This is a genomic window from Stenotrophomonas sp. 05N423, from assembly GCF_056397145.1.
The window spans coordinates 387187-401859 of sequence record NZ_JBFTMV010000003.1 but is presented as its reverse complement, the minus strand read 5'-3'; the positions used below and the strand labels follow the sequence as shown (position 1 = coordinate 401859).

The window sequence follows — 14673 nt, the reverse complement described above, 5'->3', positions numbered from 1 at the left end:
ATCAATGATGCGTTTTGTCCTTGTTGCCGGAGCCGCCGCGACGTGCGGCGACTTCCGCGTTGCACAGCTCCATCAGGATGCGAAGAAGGGGAAGACGCCCCCGACGATCGCGGTGACCAACATCAGCAGGCAGATCAGCACCGCCCACTTCAAAGTGAATTTCTGGTGGTCGCCGAACTCCACCTTTGCCAGCCCGACCAGCAGGTAGGTCGAAGGCACCAGCGGGCTGAGCAGGTGCACCGGCTGGCCGATCAGCGAGGCGCGCGCCATTTCCACCGGCGTGATGCCGTAGCTGCCAGCCGCCTGCGACACCACCGGCAGCACGCCGTAGTAGAAGGCGTCGTTGGAAATGAAGAAGGTGAACGGCATGCTCGCCACCGCGGTGATGGTGGCCAGGTACGGACCCCAGGCATCGGGGATCACCGCCAGGAAGCTGTCGGACATCGCCTGGACCATGCCGGTGCCGGACAGGATGCCGGTGAACACGCCGGCAGCGAAGATCACCGCCACCACTGGCATCGCGTTCTGCGCATGCTCGGCGATGCGCTCGCGCTGCAGCTTCACGCATGGGTAGTTGATGACCACCGCGATGGAGAAAGCCACCATGAACAGTACCGACAGCGGCAGCACGCCCAGGATCAGGCAGGTCATCAACGCGACGGTCAGCAGCGCGTTGATCCACAGCAGCCTGGGCCGCTTCAGGCGCTGGGCGCTTTCATCGGCCGCGAGGAACTCACCGATGCCGCTTTCCTTCGCGCCATCCAGGTCGATGACGCCCAGCCGCGCACGCTCGCGCTTGCCCAGCACCCACGACAGGCCGATGACGCCGGCCACGCCGACCACCATGGCCGGGATCATCGGTACGAACACGTCCGAGGCCTCGACCTGCAGTGCGCTGACCGCACGCGCCAGCGGGCCGCCCCAGGGAGTCAGGTTCATCACGCCGCCGGCCAGCATGGCCACGCAGGTCAGGCTCAGCGCATCCATGCCCAGGCGCCGGTACAGCGGCAGCATCGCGGCGGTGACCAGCATGTAGGTGGTGGAGCCGTCGCCGTCCAGCGATACCACCGCGGCGAGGATCGCCGAGCCCATGACCACCTTGAGCGGATCGCCGCCCACTGCCTTGACGATGCGCTTGACCACCGGGTCGAACAGGCCGGCGTCGATCATGATGCTGAAGTAGAGGATGGCGAACATCAGCATCACGCCGGTCGGCGCCAGCGTCTTGATGCCGTCGAGCATCATCTTGCCCAGGTCCGAGCCGCCGAATCCGCCGATCAATGCGAACAGGATCGGCACCGTGACCAGGGCCACCAGCGGCGACAGCCGCTTGGTCATGATCAGGGTCATGAACACGACCACCATTCCGAATCCAAGCAGGGTCAGCACCATCCGCTCCTTATTCCCGACACCGGGTTTCCCGTGACCGCGGCAATGGCATGCCGCCCCTGTTCCTGGCCATCCGATGCGCGGGGCATCCCGACCGTGGAGCGATACTAGGCAGCGCATGCTGTCGATGACCTGACATTGCGACGCAGCAAAGGAGGCGGGGGAACGTGCTGGAAAAGAGCGCATCGGCATCGCGCGGGAGCGCGCCTTTATGCGCGGTGGAGCGTTGCCGGGAAAGTCGCGGCGCGCGCCGGGATGCGCTCCCGCGGGGCGGTCGATGCGCGGGAGCTACCGGCCCGCTTCGCGGGTACCGCGCCGGTCCAGGATGACCCGCCACGTATCGAGCATCTGCTGCCGCTTCTGCTGGTCCAGGTACACCAGCAGGCCTGGACCGAGCGCGATGGGGCGCAGCACGCCGATCTGCGATTCGTTGACGCCGAGGCGCTCGTACACGCCGTCCAGCTCCTTGCGGATCGGCGGCAGGCCGCACTGTGCGGCCATCACCTGCTGCCCGCGTACCGACAGCAGGTATTCCAGGAAGCGATGCGCCAATACCGGGTTGGGTGCGTTGCGGGCGATCATGACCGTGCGCGCAACCACCAGCGTGTGGTCGCGCGGGTACACCAGCATCAACCGCCGGCCGGCATCGGGCCGCGCGCGCGCATATGAGCCCAGCAGGTTGTAGCCGGCCACCAGTTCGCCGGATTCGATGCGGTCAAGCAGGGTGGCGGTATGTTCCTCGACCTGCACGCCGACATCGCCCAGCGCCTCCACCAGCGCGCCGAACTCGCTGCTGTGGCGCACGTCCTGCGAGGCGAGCAGGTAGCCCACGCTGCTGCGCGAGATGTCGTAGGTGCCGATGCGCCCGCGCCAGAACGCCGGGTCGCGGCGGATCTCGTCGACCAGTTCGGCGCGCGACTGCGGGATGCGCCGCCCCTTCATCGCCGCGCGGTTGAACACCATGACCGCCGGTTCGAAAGTGAAGCCGAACGCTTCATCGCGCCAGCGCGCCCACGACGGCAGCGCGCCGGCGCTTGGCGAGCGGTGCGCGGCCGCGTAGCCGTCGTTGACCAGCTTGACCTGCAGGTCCATCGCCGTGCTGATCAGCAGGTCGGCACCGCGCACGCCGGCGTCGGCCTCGCGCACGAAGCGCTCGTACTGCGGGGTGGCGTCGATGTTCTCGTAGCGCACGCCGATGCCGGGATGCACGCGCTGGAAATCGACCAGCAGCGGCTCGAACACCGCCGTGTCCAGCGTACTGTAGAGCGTGATGCTGCCTTCAGGCTCGCCCGGCGCCGGGTAGTCCTTGGCGTCCGCGCGCGGCACCAGCGCGGACAGGACCAGCAGCCAGCAGAGACGCCTCATCGCTTTCCTCCGAATTCCAGGCACACGGTCAGGCCACCGCCTTCGCGGTCGATCAGTTCGATGGTCCCGCCATGGCTCCTGACCACGCGCGAGACGATCGCCATGCCCAGGCCGGCGCCCCCGGCCTGGGTGTCGCCGCGCTCGAAGCGGCGGAACAGGCGCGCGCGATCCGCGGGCGCGATGCCCGGACCGTGGTCGGATACGGCCACGCGGTAGCCGTCCTGCGTCTGCCGCAGCACGACGTCCACTTCCGCATCCGGGCCGCTCATCCCGCGCGTGCCATGGCGGATCGCGTTGTCCACCAGGTTCTTGATCGCCTCGCCCAGCAGCACCGCATCGCCACGCATCGGTGCCTGCACGGTGTCGCTGGTGAAGCCGACCTGCACATCGTCGGAAACCGGCACCGCATCGCGCAGGGCGCGCTTGATGACCTCCACCAGGTCCAGCGGTTCGAAGTCGCGGGCGTCGGCGCGGTGCATCACCATCGCATCGCTGAGCAGCTGGTTCACCAGCCGGGTCAGGCGCGCGGCATTGCGCTCCACCTTCAGCAGGCCACGCCGTATCTGCTCCGGTTCCTCCTCGTCCAGCGCCATTTGCGCCTGCGCACGCAGGGCCGCCAGCGGTGTGCGTATCTGGTGGGCGGCATCGCCGATGAAGGCGCGCAGGGTGTCGATGTTCGCTTCCAGCCGGTACATGAAACCGTTCATCGCATCGACCATCGGTCCGACCTCGGCCGGCACCGGCACGCGCACCGGATGCAGGTCATGCGGCTCGCGCGTGGCCAGGTCGGCGCTGATCGCCTCCAGCGGCCGCAGTGCGCGGCCCACGCCCAGCCAGGCCAGGCCGAGCGCCCCCATGGTCAGCAGGGTGATCGGCAGCAGCGCGCCCAGCAGCAGGTCGCTGGCCAGTTCCTCGCGCGCGTGCCGGGTCTGCCCGACCTGCACCCATACCCAGCCGCGCAGGCCGGGCTGCGCCAGCTGCCGTCCCAGCACCACGAAGCGCACGGTCTCGCCGCGGTAGGCGGCGTCGAAAAAGCGCGGGATCGGCACTTCCGACGGCTCCTGCTCGGCGGCGTGCATCGCCGGTATCCCGGGCAGGTCGCCGTAGCCGGTGATGGTCTTCCCGTCGGGGCCGAGCACGCGGTAGAAGACGCGGTCTTCCGGCGCGGCCGACAGCATGTCCAGCGCGGCGTAGGGCAGGTCCACGCGCACCTGGGTGCCGTCCATCGACAGGGTCTCGGCGATGGACAGCGCCGAGCCGGTGAGCAGCCGGTCGTAGGAAAGATCGGCCGCGCGCAGGCCGTAGACCCGCGCAGCGACGTACATCACCACCGTGCCGACCAGGAACAGCAACGCCAGGCGCAGCACCAGGCGCGCCTTGAGCGAGCCGGCGCGCTCACGCATGGGCGGTGTCGCCGGCTTCGGCCACGTAACCCAGGCCGCGCATGGTGCGGATGGTCAGGTGCGCGCCGAGCTTGCGCCGCAACCGCCCCACGTAGACCTCGATGGCGTTGGCGCCGGCCTCGTCGTCGAAGTCGAACAGCTGCGAACAGATGTCTTCCTTGCTCAACACCCGGCCGAGGTTGCCGATCAGGATCTCCAGCAGGCGGTATTCGCGGCGCGGCAGGTCCAGCAGGGTGTCGGCGAGCATCACCGTCTTCGATCCGCGGTCGAACACCAGCGCGCCGACGGTGGTCACGCCCGAGGCGATGCCCTGCGAGCGCCGCAGCAGGGCGCGGCAGCGCGCATCGAATTCGCGGATGTCGAACGGCTTGGACAGGTAGTCGTCGGCGCCGACATCCAGCGCGTCCACCCGGTCCTCGATCTGCGAACGCGCGGTCAGCATCAGCACCGGCGTGCGGTCGCCGCGCGCGCGCAGGCCGCGCAGGATCGCGAAGCCATCGCGGCGCGGCAGGCCGATGTCGAGTATCACCAGTTCGTATCCCTGGTAGCGCAGCACCTCGTCGGCGGTCTGCCCGTCGCGCTGCCAATCGACGGCATGTCCCTCGCGCTTGAGCCTGCGCTGGACGGCGTCGCCCAGGTCGCCGTCGTCTTCAACCACCAGTATCCGCATGTCCACATCTCGATAAAGGCAACACGAGCGTCCTTCCCCATCGCGTGCGCGGACGTCAGCTTCATGACAGGTCCGCTTTTTACTTTGCACGCGTGCATAGCTATGCGGCAGGTGGAGCGCGCAAGTCAATCTGCACCGCGCAACCGTCGTCAGCGGGATATCAGCGGCCCACGGCCAGCATCACCGCCACCGCAGCGATGCATTCCTCCCATGCGTCCATGGCGGGAAAAACGCGCCCGCACGCTTTCCGTCCCGGGGACGACGGTGCCGGCAACGATGGATCACAGCCGCACCGTGCATGCACGGCGGCGGACGAAACGAGGAAACGCTCATGCAGTTGCAGTCGTTCTTCCGTACACCGCAACAACGCCGCCCGGAATTCCGCTCGCGGCTCTGCCTGGCCCTGGCCGGGTGCCTGCTGGCGATGGGCGCCATGCCGGCGATAGCGCAGTCGCTGACTCCCCAGGAGCGCGAGGAGATCGTCGAACAGCTGCGCCAGCTGCGCGAGCAGCAGGCGAGCATCCTCGAGGCGCAGCAGAAGCTGGAAACGCGCCTCGGCGTGGCCGGCGTACCGGCGGCGCCAGTGCCAGCGCCCGTGGTCGCCGCCGCCCCGGCCCCGGCCGCCAGCAGTGCGCTGGACCGGCTGAAGGTGAGCGGCGACCTGCGCCTGCGCAGCCAGCACGACCGCTCCGACAACGATGCCCGCGACCGCACCAGTGCTCAGGTGCGCGCCCGCGTCGGCGCCACCTATGCGGTCAACGACCGTCTCACCATCGGCGGCCGCCTGGTCACCGGCGATGCCAAGGACCCCAACAGCACCGACGTGCAGTTGTCCAAGTGGCTGGACGATTTCGAGGTCAGCCTCGACATGGCCTATGCCCAGCTCGACTTCGGCGACCTGAAGCTGTACGGCGGCAAGTTCCCGCAGCCGTTCGCCCGCACCGACCTGGTCTGGGATGGCGACGTCAATCCGCAGGGCGTGGCCGCGACCTACAAGCATGCGCTGGGCAACGGCGGCGCGTTCCGCAGCAGCGGACTGTTCTTCGTGGTGAACGAGGACGCCAAGCTGCCGGACAGCACCATGGCCGGCCTGCAGGTCGGCTACGATTCGCCGGCCTACGGCGGCTTCAAATACGACGCATCCGCCGCCTACTACCGCTACAGCCTCGGCAACATGGTCAACGCCGACTCCGGCGACTGGCGCACCAACCGGCTGCGGCCCGATGGCAGCTACCTGTCCGACTATGAGCTGGTGGACGTGCTCGTCGGCGGCACCTGGCAGGGCGCCAACGAGCGCTGGCCGCTGCGCGTGGTCGGCGATTACGTGAAGAATCTCGGCGCGGTCGACGGCCAGGACACCGGCTTCGGCGTGGACGTCAGCCTCGGCCGGGCCAGCAAGCCGGGCGACTGGCGCGTCACCTACGGCTATGCGCAGACCGATGTGGATGCGGTGATGGCGGCGTTCTCGCAGGACAACATCGGCATCGCCACCAACTACAAGCTGCATTCGCTGACGGTGGACTACACGCCGATGCCCAAGACCATGGTCAGCGCGATCTGGTACCACTACAAGCCCAACGATCCGGCCTACGCCGGCGCCAACCAGCCGGGCGACTGGCTGGACCGCCTGCGTCTGTTCTTCCTCGTCAACTTCTGAGCCGGCGGTGGCGGCCCCGCGCCGCCACCGCGCACACACGGGACCCGCGCATGGCAATCAATGGAAAAGCACTGGCCGCCGGGCTCGTGGTGCTGGCCGCGGTCGTGGCCGTCGGTTTCTACTACAAGGGCGGCAGCAAGGGCGCCGCCAAGCCCAAGGCGGCGCCGCTGGTCAGCGTCACCCGCGCGCAGGCGGTCGATCTGCCGGTGCGCATCGACAGCCAGGGCCACCTGGTGCCGCTGAAGCAGGTCGACGTGCGCGCGCAGATCAGCGCGCGCCTGCGCGCGATCCATTTCCGCGAAGGCGACGACGTGCGTGCCGGGCAGCTGCTGTTCACCCTGGATGATGCCGAACTGGATGCCCAGCTCGAGCGCACCCGTGCGCAGGCGACCCAGGTCAAGGCGCAGCTGGAGGACGCGCAGCGCGCACTCGCGCGTGGACGCGAACTGGTCGGTACCGGCTACATTTCCTCCAGCGCGCTGGACACGCTGGCGGCCAACGTCAAGACGCTCGAGGCGCAGCGTCGCGCCGCACAGGCCGAGATTGAAGCGGCGCGGGTGCAGGTGGCGCATGCCCGCATCACTTCGCCGATGGACGGCAAGGCCGGCGCGCTGGTGCTGCACGAGGGCAGCCTGGTGCAGGCCGGCGACAGCACGCCGCTGGTCAGCGTGCTGCAGTTCGACCCGATCGCCGCCGAGTTCGCCCTCCCGGAACACTACCTGGACGCCCTGCTCGCCGCGCGCGAACGCAACCAGGTACGCGTGCGCGTGCAGGCGCCGGACGGCGGCATGCTCGACGGCGAGCTGTTCTTCATCGACAACCGGGTCAACCCGGCCACTGGCACGCTGCAGTTGAAGGCGCGCTTCCCCAATCCCGCGCATACGCTGTGGCCCGGCGCCTATGCACGGGTGGAACTGATGGCCGGCAGCGATCCGGGCGTCATCGTGCTGCCGCCACAGGCGATCCTTGAAGGGCCGGACGGCCACTTCGTCTACCGGCTCGGCGACGACCGCAAGGTGCGGGCGCAGGCGGTGACGCTGCTGCGCATCCAGGAGCAGAACGCGGTGGTGACCGGCGTCGCCGATGGCGACCAGGTGGTGGTGGAGGGCAACCAGAACCTGCGCGACGGCGGCGAAGTGCAGGTCGCCGAGGCGCCCGTCGCCGGCGGCAAGCCATGAACATCTCCCGGCTGTGCCTGCAGCGCCCGGTCGCCACGCTGCTGCTGTGGATCAGCGTGATCGTCGCCGGCATCGTCGCCTGGTTCCACCTGCCGATCGCCGCGTTGCCGAACTACGAGACGCCGGTGATCGAGGTCAAGGCCAAGCTGCCCGGCGCGAGCCCGGAGAACATGGCCGCCTCGGTGGCGACGCCGCTGGAGAAGGAATTTTCCGCCATCCCCGGCCTGATCGGCAGCAGCTCGGAGAACATCCAGGGCGAGAGCGTGATCCTGCTGGAGTTCTCCGCGCGCCGCGACATCGACGCCGCCGCGGCCGACGTGCAGGCCGCGCTGTTCCGGGTCAGCCGCTCGCTGCCCACGGAGATGAGCACGCCGCCGTCCTACAGCAAGGTCAATCCGGGCGATGCGCCGATCCTCAAGCTCGGCATCAGTTCGCCGACCATGCCGCTGTCCGAACTCAATGCCTACATCGACGAGCTGGTGATCCCGGCTTTGTCCACGGTCGATGGCGTGGCCCAGGTGGTCGCCAAGGGCCGCAAGCGCTACGCGGTGCGCGTGCAGGCCGATCCGGCGCGGCTGGCGGCGCTGGACCTGACCCTGCTGGACGTGGCCAACGCGCTGAAGACCGCCAACGCCAACACCGCGCTCGGCCAGCTGGACAGCAGCCGGCAGATGATGATGGTGCAGATGCCCGGCGAGCTGATGCTGGCGCGCGACTTCGCCCAGGTGATCGTCGCCAGCCGCAACGGCCAGGGCATCCGCCTGGCGGACATCGCCCAGGTCCGCGACAGCACCGAGGAAGTGCAGAACGTCAGTGAGGTCAACGGCGTCAACTCGGTGCTGCTGGACATCAAGCGCCAGCCCGGCGCCAACACCGTGCGCACGGTGGACAGCATCATGGCGCTGCTGCCGCGGCTGCAGGCGCAGCTGCCCGGCTCGGTGCGGATCGTCACCCTGGGCGACCGCTCCACCTCCATCCGCGAGGCCATCCACGACGTCAACCTGACCCTGCTGCTGACCATCGCCCTGGTCATCCTGGTGATCCTGCTGTTCCTGCGCCGGCTCACCTCGGCGGCGATCCCGTCGATCAGCCTGCCGATCTCGCTGCTGGGCACCTTCGCGCTGATGCAGGCGATGGGCCTGTCGTTGAACAACATCTCGCTGATGGGCATCACGATTGCGGTTGGCCTGGTGGTGGACGACGCGATCGTGGTGCTGGAGAACGTGATGCGCCACATCGAGCAGGGCATGGCGCCGCGCGATGCCGCGCTGCGCGGCGCGCGCGAGGTCGGCTTCACCGTCGTCTCCATCTCGGTGTCGCTGGTGGCCGTGTTCATCCCGATCTTCTTCATGCCGGGCACTGCCGGCCTGCTGTTCCACGAGTTCGCCATCGTCGTCACCCTGGCCATCCTGGTGTCGGCCGCGGTGGCGCTGACCCTCATCCCCGTACTGGTGCCGATGCTGGTGCGGACCGCACCGCGGCATGACGATGCACCCGGCTGGAACCGCGGCTTCGAGCGCCTGTTCGAGCGCACGCTGGCGCTGTACCGGCATGGCCTGGACTGGTCGCTCGCGCATCCGCGCACGGTGCTGGCCGTCGGCGCCGGGACGCTGCTGCTGACCGCGCTGCTGTACGTCACCTCGCCGCGCTCGTTCTTCCCCGAGGAGGACATCGGCCAGGTCTCGGTGAAGGTCAAGACGCCGCCGGAGATGTCCTTCGAGGGCCGGTTGGCGGTGCTGCGGCGCATCCAGGAGGTGCTGCTGGAGGACGACGCCATCCTCGCCTCGGCCTCGAAGGTGGACCACGACACCACCAAGTTCGACCTGGACCTGAAGCCGCGCGGGCAACGCCCGCCGATGGACCAGGTGCTGGCGCGGATGCGCGCCAACACCAGCTTCATCCCCGGGGTGAAGGTCAATTTCAGCCCGGTGCAGAACCTGAAGATCGGCGCCAGTTCATCCAGCAGCACCTACCAGTACACGCTGCAGTCGGTGGGCAGCGAGCAGCTGGATGTCTGGTCGGAGAAGCTGCTGGCCGCGCTGCGCGGGTCGGATGTGTTCGTCGGCCTGGATACCGACTTCGAGAAGAGCGGCCTGCAGGCGGAGATCCACCTGGACCGCGACAAGATGGCCCTGCTCGGCGTGGACATGGCCGACCTGCGCACCAGCCTGCATGCCGCGTTCGGCGGCCGCGAGGTGTCCTCGATCCATGCGCCGCAGGCCACCTACAAGGTCATCATGGAGCTGGAGGACCGTTACCGCCGCGACGAGACCGACCTGTCGCGCATCCACGTGCGCAGCCAGCAGGGCGGCATGGTGCCGCTGAGCGCGTTCGCCACGCTCTCGCGCGGCACCGGCACGATGACGGTGCTGCACAAGGCGCAGTTGCCGGCGATCACCTTCTCCTTCGAGCTGGCGCCGGGCCGCTCGCTGTCCGACGCGACCGCCGCCATCGACCGCGCCAAGCGCGAGATCGGCCTGCCGACCACGGTGTTCGGCAGCTTCGACGGGCAGGCGGCGGTGTTCGAGCAGTCGCAGACCTCGCAGCTGTGGCTGATCGTGGTCGCCATCGCGGTGATCTACGTGATCCTGGGCGTGCTCTACGAGAGCTGGATCCACCCGGTCACGATCCTGATGGGCATCCCGTCGGCGGCGGTGGGCGCGTTCCTGGCGCTGCGCCTGGCCGGGCTGGACATCAGTTTCATCGCGATGATCGGCGTGCTGCTGCTGATCGGCATCGTCAAGAAGAACGCGATCATGATGATCGACTTCGCGCTGGATGCGCAGCGCCGGCACGGCACCGCCGCGCACGAGGCCATCCACCAGGCCTGCCTGCTGCGCTTCCGCCCGATCATGATGACCACGCTGTGCGCGATGATGGGCGCGATGCCGATCGCATTGGGCCTGGGCGCCGGCGCCGAACTGCGCCAGCCGATGGGCGTGGTCATCGTCGGCGGCCTGCTGTTCTCGCAGGTCATCACGCTGTTCATCACGCCGGTGGTCTATCTGTGGTTCGACCGCCTGTCGCGGCGTTCCGCGGCAGGCGCGGCGGCGGTGGAAGCCGCGGCATCCTGACGCCGTCCCGTCCCGTCCCGTCCCGTCCCGTCCCGCGTCGCGTCGCGCCGGCCATGCCGGTGCGACGCGGCCTCCCGGGCGATTTCGGCCCGACGGTGAAGTCCGCATCGCGGGCGGTCACGCCACCCATCACGCCGGGTTCGGCTGGTTTCCACTGCGCTTCACCGGCGGGGCGACGGACGGCGCAATGCCTGCCGTCTGTACCGCGGAAACGACCCTGCCCGGTCGCAGTGCCTGGGAAGGCAGCCACGGCCGGGCAGGGGGGAGGCGGAAAACGGAGCCGCCGCGTGCGGCGGCGGCATTCCCGTCAGAGGCGACGCGGCTTGACCTTGCGCTCGAGCACTTCGCCGGTCTTGCGGTCGATCACCAGCTTCACCTTGCGCGACTGCGCGTCGTAGCCCTCGACCTCGGCCAGGCGGTCCTTGGCCTCGATCTCGGTGACGGTCAGGCCTTCGCCGGTAGCGCGCCGTTCCAGCTCGGCGATGCCGAGGAAGCCGGTGTTGGCTGCCGGCGCGGCACCGGCCGTGCAGGCGGCGAGCGAGAGCAGCGCGGAGGCCAGGAGGCTGGTCGTGATGTTCTTCATCTGCAATCCTTCATCGAAGCGGCCATTATTGGCAGCCCCGTTGTAAGCGCCGCGCGCTGACATGCGCCCCCACGCGACCGTCAGGCCAATATCAGCAACCGGCAGGAGAATCCGGCCCATGAACAGATCCCGTTTCTTCTTCATGATGTTGTCCTGCCTGGTGCTGGCCACGCCCGTGTCGCTGATGGCCGGCGACGCGCCGCCCGACTCCAAGGAGGCCCGCAAGGCGGCCAAGCGCCAGGCCCAGCAGGAAGCCCTGGACGCGATGCGGCGCGGCGAGATCCTGCCGCTGGTGCGCATCCTCGCCATCGCCCAGCAGCACGCGCCGGGCGACGTGATCGAGGTCGAGTACAAGGCCGGCCCGCAGTACGAGGTCAAGACCCTGGCCACGGACGGGCGCATCCGCGAGGTCAAGCTCGATGCGCGCACCGGCGCCCTGTTGAAGATCGAGGACGACTGATGCGCGCCCTGCTGGTCGAGGACGATCCGGATGTCCGCGCCGATGTCGGCATCGCCCTGCGCGCGGCCGGTTTCATCGTCGAGACCGCCGGCGATGGCGAGGACGCCTGGTTCAAGGGCGACACCGAGGACTACGACGTCTGCGTGCTCGACCTCGGCCTGCCCCGGCTCGATGGCCTGTCGGTGCTGCGCCGCTGGCGCGGCGCCGGGCGCGGGTTCCCGGTGCTGATCCTGTCCGCGCGCGACGACTGGACCGAAAAGGTGGAGGGCATCGAGAGCGGCGCCGACGATTACCTGGCCAAGCCGTTCGAGGTCGGCGAACTGGTGGTGCGGGTCCGCGCCCTGGTGCGCCGCGCCGCCGGGCACGTCTCGCCGTTGCTGGACTGCGGGCGACTGGTGCTGGACACGCGGCGGCTGTCGGTGGCGCTGGACGGGCGGCCGGTGCGGTTGTCGCCGCTGGAATACCGGCTGGTGGACTACCTGGCCCACCACGACGACCGCGCGGTATCGGCCGGCGAACTGGCCGACCATCTGTATGGCGCGGCCGAATCGGGAGACACCAATGCGGTGGAGGCGCTGGTGCTGCGGCTGCGGCGCAAGCTGGGCGCGGAACTGATCGAGACCCGCCGCGGTTTCGGCTACCTGCTGGGCGGGCGCGGATGATCCCGGCATCGCGATGAAGCCCAATTCGCTGCGGCTGCGGCTGTTGGCCGTGGCGGCCACGGCCATTCTGCTGGCCATGGTCGCGGCGGTGCTGGTGATGGGCCTGATCTTCTCGCGCCACCTGGAGCAGGGGCTGTCGCGCGAACTGACCCGCGAGGCGCTGCAGCTAGTGGCCGGGCTGCACGTGGAGGCCGGCAACCGGCTGGTGCTGGACGCCACGCTGGCCGATCCGCGTTTCGACCTGCCCGGCAGCGGGCGCTACTGGCAGTTTTCCGGCGACGGCCAGCAGGAGCGCTCGCGCTCGCTGTGGGACGAATCGCTGCCGCAGGACCGCCAGGCCGACACCACGCAGTGGACCACGCGCAAGATCGCCGGCCCATTCGGGCAGCGGCTGCTGGTGGTCGAGCGCATGGTCCGCGTCGAGGACGGGCAGCGCCTGGTACACGTGCAGCTTGCGCAGGACCTGGCCGAACTGGATGGCGCGCGCCGGGAATTCCGCACCGAGATGGCGCTGTTCCTCGGCGTGCTGTGGCTGGCCCTGGTCGCAGCGACCTGGATACAGGTGGATCTGGGCCTGCGTCCGCTCCGGCGCGTGCGCGCGGAACTGGAAGTGATGCGGCGCAGTCCCGCGGCCCGCCTCGGCGAGGAACACCCGCGCGAGGTCATGCCGTTGGTGGCGGCGATCAACCAGTTGGCCGAAGCGCGCGAGAGCGATCTGGCGCGGGCGCGCAAGCGCGCGGCCGATCTGGCGCATTCGCTGAAGACGCCACTGGCCGCGCTCGGCGCGCAGAACCGGCGCGCGCGCGAAACCGGCGCGGCCGAAGCCGCCGACGGCATGGACCGCGCCATCGCCGCCGTCGCCGCGGCGGTGGAGGCCGAACTGGCGCGCTCGCGCGCCGCCGCCATCCGCGGCCGCCACCAGTCCATGCGTTCGCGGCCGTGCGAACTGGCCGAGCGCGTGTTCGGCGTCATCGAACGCACCGAGCGCGGCGCGCGCACGGTGTTCGAGAACGAAGTCGATCCCGCGCTCGAACTGCCGGTGGCCGAGGAAGACCTGATGGAAATGCTCGGCGCGCTGCTGGAGAACGCGGTGCGCTTCGCCCGCCGCCGCGTGCGCATCCGCGCCGTGCAGGCGGCGGACGGGACCGCGTTGTTCATCGAGGACGACGGCGAAGGCCTGGATATCAGCGCCGAGCAGGCGTTGATGCGCGGCGGCCGGCTGGACGAAGCCAGCCATGCGCACCACGGCCTGGGGCTGGCCATCGTCCGCGATCTGGTTGAGGCCACGCAGGGAACCATCATGCTGGACCGCTCGGCGCTGGGCGGCCTGGAAGTGCGCCTGGGATGGCCGCACGCGTCCTGACGCGGTCGCTTTGCCGATGTCAGCTGCATGTCAGCTGCGCCTGCCTATAACGCGGTCAAACCTGGGGTTGAGGCGGCACGATCATGAGGGCAGTGTCAGGCGTTTTCCGCATCGGCATGCCATGGAGATGGCGCCATGGATGTCTGTGCGCCGCGGTGCTGATGACTGCCCTGCCGGCGGAGCGGGCTGCGGCGAGCGCTTATGAGATCGGGGACACCGGTACCGGCACCGGCTTCAAGGTCAAGGCGCAGTCCATCCGCGCCCGCGTCGGCCACGAAGTGCACTGGAGCCGCCCCGCACTGGAGATGGGCTGGGGATTCGCGCCGGGCATGGAGGCGACGCTGGGCAGCGGCTATGGCATGGCCGACGGCTACGGCGGGCATCGCCTGCATGGCAGCCACGACATGAAACTGGCGCTGAAATGGAAGCTTCCCGACGTCCTGCCGGCGTCCCTCGACTGGGCGGTCGAACCGGAGATCGTGCTGCCCACGGGCAGCCGCTCGGCCGGGATGGGCGGTGAGGGCATGGGCGTGGCCGTGCCCCTGCGCGCGAGCCGGCAGCAGGGGCGGATGCTGGCGACCGGACAACTGGCGTGGGTGAAGACGCCGGGAGAAGACGCGGGCTGGAGCGCCGGCGCGCTGGTCGAATACGAAGCCGTGCCGACGCTGTGGCTGGGCCTGGAAATGCTGCACGACGCATCGGGCCCGACCGAAGCGTTCCGGCGTGGAAGCCTCGGTTTCCGCTGGGAGGGTTCGCCGCGCCTGCTCATGTTCGGCGCGCTGGGCCGGAGCTGGCGGCGCAGCGCCGACGACGAGGAACATTCCGTCCGCGTCGGCTTCGAATACGCCTTCGAATAGAACACCCGGGGC

Annotated in this window: 12 protein-coding genes; 7 read left to right on the top strand and 5 right to left on the bottom strand. The window is 69.3% G+C overall.

Annotated elements, in window-relative coordinates; translation table 11 throughout:
• Positions 1-72: 72 nt before the first annotated feature.
• From AC1DGW_RS08250 to AC1DGW_RS08235, 4 genes are all read right to left on the bottom strand, one after another.
• Positions 73-1389 carry a CitMHS family transporter gene (locus AC1DGW_RS08250; RefSeq protein ID WP_478021440.1) on the bottom strand — a complete coding sequence of 439 codons (1317 nt, stop codon included), beginning with the start codon at positions 1387-1389 and terminating at the stop codon, positions 73-75.
• A gap of 288 nt (positions 1390-1677) precedes the next feature.
• On the bottom strand, positions 1678-2754 hold the full coding sequence (locus AC1DGW_RS08245) for an ABC transporter substrate-binding protein (RefSeq protein ID WP_478021438.1): 1077 nt from the start codon (positions 2752-2754) through the stop codon (positions 1678-1680).
• Positions 2751-4157 (bottom strand): sensor histidine kinase, encoded by a 1407-nt coding sequence (locus AC1DGW_RS08240; protein ID WP_478021436.1) that lies wholly within the window; start codon positions 4155-4157, stop codon positions 2751-2753. The genes AC1DGW_RS08245 and AC1DGW_RS08240 overlap by 4 nt, the downstream gene beginning before the upstream one ends.
• Positions 4150-4827: a response regulator transcription factor gene (locus tag AC1DGW_RS08235; protein ID WP_478021434.1), complete on the bottom strand. Its 678-nt coding sequence runs from the start codon at positions 4825-4827 to the stop codon at positions 4150-4152. The genes AC1DGW_RS08240 and AC1DGW_RS08235 overlap by 8 nt, the downstream gene beginning before the upstream one ends.
• Positions 4828-5158: 331 nt before the next feature.
• Here AC1DGW_RS08235 and AC1DGW_RS08230 point away from each other — a divergent pair, with 331 nt between their 5' ends.
• The 3 genes from AC1DGW_RS08230 to AC1DGW_RS08220 are packed head-to-tail and all read left to right on the top strand — an operon-like array spanning position 5159 to position 10736.
• Complete coding sequence (locus AC1DGW_RS08230) at positions 5159-6484, top strand: putative porin (protein WP_478021432.1); 1326 nt, start codon at positions 5159-5161, stop codon at positions 6482-6484.
• A 50-nt stretch (positions 6485-6534) separates the two neighbouring features.
• Positions 6535-7662 carry an efflux RND transporter periplasmic adaptor subunit gene (locus tag AC1DGW_RS08225; protein WP_478021429.1) on the top strand — a complete coding sequence of 376 codons (1128 nt, stop codon included), beginning with the start codon at positions 6535-6537 and terminating at the stop codon, positions 7660-7662.
• Complete coding sequence (locus tag AC1DGW_RS08220) at positions 7659-10736, top strand: efflux RND transporter permease subunit (RefSeq protein WP_478021427.1); 3078 nt, start codon at positions 7659-7661, stop codon at positions 10734-10736. Before AC1DGW_RS08225 ends, AC1DGW_RS08220 begins: the two co-directional genes overlap by 4 nt.
• Before the next feature lie 307 nt (positions 10737-11043).
• Here the strand turns inward: AC1DGW_RS08220 and AC1DGW_RS08215 are convergent, their stop codons facing one another.
• Complete coding sequence (locus AC1DGW_RS08215) at positions 11044-11463, bottom strand: PepSY domain-containing protein (RefSeq protein ID WP_478021425.1); 420 nt, start codon at positions 11461-11463, stop codon at positions 11044-11046.
• Between AC1DGW_RS08215 and AC1DGW_RS08210 the strand changes: the two genes are divergently transcribed.
• From AC1DGW_RS08210 to AC1DGW_RS08195, 4 genes are all read left to right on the top strand, one after another.
• A complete protein-coding gene (locus AC1DGW_RS08210) occupies positions 11438-11779 on the top strand; it encodes a PepSY domain-containing protein (RefSeq protein ID WP_478021423.1) in 342 nt (113 codons plus the stop codon). The two genes, AC1DGW_RS08215 and AC1DGW_RS08210, sit on opposite strands and share 26 nt — an antisense overlap.
• Positions 11779-12441, top strand: a complete 663-nt coding sequence (locus AC1DGW_RS08205) for a response regulator transcription factor (RefSeq protein WP_478021421.1) — start codon at positions 11779-11781, stop codon at positions 12439-12441. Before AC1DGW_RS08210 ends, AC1DGW_RS08205 begins: the two co-directional genes overlap by 1 nt.
• Positions 12442-12454: 13 nt before the next feature.
• The gene (locus tag AC1DGW_RS08200) at positions 12455-13804 is read left to right on the top strand and encodes an ATP-binding protein (RefSeq protein WP_478021419.1); all 1350 of its coding nucleotides are present in this window, start codon (positions 12455-12457) and stop codon (positions 13802-13804) included.
• Between the two features lie 161 nt (positions 13805-13965).
• The gene (locus tag AC1DGW_RS08195) at positions 13966-14661 is read left to right on the top strand and encodes a hypothetical protein (RefSeq protein WP_478021417.1); all 696 of its coding nucleotides are present in this window, start codon (positions 13966-13968) and stop codon (positions 14659-14661) included.
• Positions 14662-14673: the final 12 nt, after the last annotated feature.

Excerpts from the sequence above, each read along its gene's own strand:
- AC1DGW_RS08245 (WP_478021438.1), bottom strand. The coding sequence starts at position 2,754 with ATGAGGCGTCTCTGCTGGCTGCTGGTCCTGTCCGCGCTGGTGCCGCGC.
- AC1DGW_RS08210 (WP_478021423.1), top strand. The coding sequence starts at position 11,438 with ATGAACAGATCCCGTTTCTTCTTCATGATGTTGTCCTGCCTGGTGCTG.
- AC1DGW_RS08215 (WP_478021425.1), bottom strand. The coding sequence starts at position 11,463 with ATGAAGAAGAAACGGGATCTGTTCATGGGCCGGATTCTCCTGCCGGTT.
- AC1DGW_RS08240 (WP_478021436.1), bottom strand. The coding sequence starts at position 4,157 with ATGCGTGAGCGCGCCGGCTCGCTCAAGGCGCGCCTGGTGCTGCGCCTG.
- AC1DGW_RS08225 (WP_478021429.1), top strand. The coding sequence starts at position 6,535 with ATGGCAATCAATGGAAAAGCACTGGCCGCCGGGCTCGTGGTGCTGGCC.
- AC1DGW_RS08220 (WP_478021427.1), top strand. The coding sequence starts at position 7,659 with ATGAACATCTCCCGGCTGTGCCTGCAGCGCCCGGTCGCCACGCTGCTG.
- AC1DGW_RS08200 (WP_478021419.1), top strand. The coding sequence starts at position 12,455 with ATGAAGCCCAATTCGCTGCGGCTGCGGCTGTTGGCCGTGGCGGCCACG.
- AC1DGW_RS08195 (WP_478021417.1), top strand. The coding sequence starts at position 13,966 with ATGACTGCCCTGCCGGCGGAGCGGGCTGCGGCGAGCGCTTATGAGATC.
- AC1DGW_RS08205 (WP_478021421.1), top strand. The coding sequence starts at position 11,779 with ATGCGCGCCCTGCTGGTCGAGGACGATCCGGATGTCCGCGCCGATGTC.
- AC1DGW_RS08230 (WP_478021432.1), top strand. The coding sequence starts at position 5,159 with ATGCAGTTGCAGTCGTTCTTCCGTACACCGCAACAACGCCGCCCGGAA.
- AC1DGW_RS08235 (WP_478021434.1), bottom strand. The coding sequence starts at position 4,827 with ATGCGGATACTGGTGGTTGAAGACGACGGCGACCTGGGCGACGCCGTC.